A 2,204-nucleotide genomic window follows, 5' to 3' on the forward strand; every position below is an offset into this window, starting at 1 on the left:
GTCATGGCCTCACTCCGCAGGAACGCGCTGACCTTACCACCATCAGTAGGGGATAGTCGGACCTAAGCCACAATTTCTTGTGGGTATCTTGGCGGAAAACCCTCGTCATCCCGGCCGTAGCGAAGCGGAGAGCCGGGACCCAGGGGCAAATGCATCGCGCCGGCCCCTGGGTCCCGGATCAGCCCCGCGGGCTGTCCGGGATGACGAGATTGGGTTTCTTACTTCGGCGCGAGACCGGTGTTCAGCACCCAGCCGACGTTGTCGTTCTCGTCGGCCACTTCCCACCACATCTCCTGCTTGTTGCCGGTCGGGTAGACGGCGGCGCCGGTGGGGAGGGTGCGGATCAGCTTGCCGGCGGCGGCCGGCGTGGCGCGCAGGGCGATCGGGCGCAGGGCCGCGAAGGTCTTCTGCGGCGCGGCCGCGGCGGCCGGACCGGCTTCCGACAGCAGGCCCAGGTCGCCGATCATCTTCGAATAGGCGTTGATGAACGACAGGGTGACGATGCGGCCGATGTCGGTGTCCTCGTAGCCGCCGCCGACCGCGCCGGCGAAGCCGTAGCCGCCGCCGGCGCCCCAGCCGATGTCGTTCTTCACGGCGTAGCCTTCCGACACCGACATGGTCTCGGTGGTGCGAACGTTGGTCAGCGACAGGACGGTGTTGGCTTCCAGCTTCTTGGTCTTGATGCCGCCGACCAGGCCGCCGACGCGCCCGCCGATGATGCCGCCCAGAGCGCCGGCGACAGCGCCGCCGCTGGCGTTGCTGTTGCTGCCTTGAACCTCGGCGACCAGAACATAGTCGGCCGCCTTGACCTGGCCCTGGCCGACGTTGGAGCCGCGCTGCAGGCCGAGATTGCCGCCGATCTCGCGTTCCTTCTGGGCCGCGCCGAGACCCGCGCCGCGATCCACCAGATTGAAGCAGCCCGAGCGCTGGACGATCGCGCGCAGCACCTTCTGCGGCGAGGCCAGGTTGTACTGCGTCCAGCCGCTGGAATCGTCTCCGTCCACGATCGACAGCGTGCCCAGCTTGCGCGCGCAGTGGGGGACCTCGGACGAGGCCTGGGTCTGCATCTGCTGACCCTTGGTGGCCTTGGCCTGGGCGAAGGTCGTGGCGGGCGTGATCGCGGAGAGCGCCAGGCCCATGGCCAGGGCGCTGTGGAAGGCTTTCATAGTGTCGTGTTCCCCGAACGTAAGAGCCGGCGCACCCTATAGATGAGCTCCGGCCGCGCCAAGTTACGGCGCCGTTAGCCTGCGAACCCGCCTTCGTCGAGGAACTCTTGTTCGGCGGCGGTGGTCTCGCGACCAAGGCCGGCGTTTCGATGGGGGAAGCGACCAAACCGGGCGATGATGTCGCGGTGGATCAGGGCGTACTTCATCGACTCCTCGTCGCCGGTGTCGGCCTGCAGGCTGGCGAACAGCTGGACGCTGAACTCCTGGTCGACCAGCGATTCCGAATGCTCGAACGGCAGGTAGAAGAAGGGCCGCAGGTCGGGCGCGATGGCCGGGTCGTGATCCTGTCCGGCGGCGATCGCGGCGCGGGCGAACATGCGCGCCAGCGGATCGGTGGCGAAGGCGTGGGGCGTGTTGCGGTACATGTTGCGCGGAAACTGATCGAGCAGGATGAGCAGGGCCAGCGATCCCTCGGCCGTATGCGCCCAGGCGTCGTACCGGCGCATCGAGGCGCGGTAGTGGGTCTGCTCGAACTTCAGGGCGATCGCGGAGTCGAAACCGCGGTCCTTGGCGAACCACTTGGACGGGCCCGCCTGGCGCCAGAAACCGACAACGTCGTTGGGATGCGCGCTCATCAGGAGTCCTCTAGCCTTCCATTCAAGCTCGGTTCATCCGGCGAGTCCGAGATTGCTATCAAGGGACAAGCCCGGGCCTGCCTCAAGGCCCTTCGGAGCAAGAAATGAAACGTCTGATCACGACCGCCTTGGCGCTTTCGTTGCTTGGCGGCGCGGCTCAGGCCGGCGCGGCGGGGGCGGTTGTCGCTCAACAGCAGCAGCAGGCGCAGCAACAGCGTGACGGCGGCCCGCGCCCGGAGCGAGGCGGCGGCGATCGCGGCGAACGCTGGCAGGATCGCGGTGGTGATCGCGGCGGACCGCGCCAGCCGGACAGCGGCTGGAACCGACCGGGCGGCGACAGCGGCTGGAATCGCGGGGGCGAACGCCCGCAACCGCCCCAGACCCAGCCGCAGGCTCAACCCCA

2 protein-coding genes and 2 pseudogenes are annotated in these 2,204 nt (G+C 68.0%); 2 read left to right on the forward strand and 2 right to left on the reverse strand.

Going from position 1 to position 2,204, the window contains the following annotated elements; all coding sequences use genetic code 11:
- Positions 1-106: 106 nt before the first annotated feature.
- Positions 107-211 (forward strand): annotated as a pseudogene (locus VJ655_RS21160) (hypothetical protein); the annotation flags it as partial.
- Between the two features lie 7 nt (positions 212-218).
- On the opposite strand, the gene VJ655_RS20620 reads toward VJ655_RS21160, so the two are convergent.
- Both VJ655_RS20620 and VJ655_RS20625 read right to left on the reverse strand, forming a co-directional pair.
- Entirely contained in the window at positions 219-1,166 is a 948-nt protein-coding gene (locus VJ655_RS20620) for an SH3 domain-containing protein (protein WP_324114413.1), read from the reverse strand.
- 74 nt (positions 1,167-1,240) lie between these two features.
- Complete coding sequence (locus tag VJ655_RS20625; RefSeq protein WP_324114415.1) at positions 1,241-1,804, reverse strand: DUF924 family protein; 564 nt, start codon at positions 1,802-1,804, stop codon at positions 1,241-1,243.
- A gap of 101 nt (positions 1,805-1,905) precedes the next feature.
- Here VJ655_RS20625 and VJ655_RS20630 point away from each other — a divergent pair.
- Positions 1,906-2,204: pseudogene (locus tag VJ655_RS20630) on the forward strand (hypothetical protein); the annotation flags it as partial.

This window comes from Caulobacter sp. (assembly GCF_035254145.1).
Lineage (GTDB): Bacteria > Pseudomonadota > Alphaproteobacteria > Caulobacterales > Caulobacteraceae > Caulobacter.

Excerpts from the sequence above, each read along its gene's own strand:
- VJ655_RS20620 (WP_324114413.1), bottom strand. The coding sequence starts at position 1,166 with ATGAAAGCCTTCCACAGCGCCCTGGCCATGGGCCTGGCGCTCTCCGCG.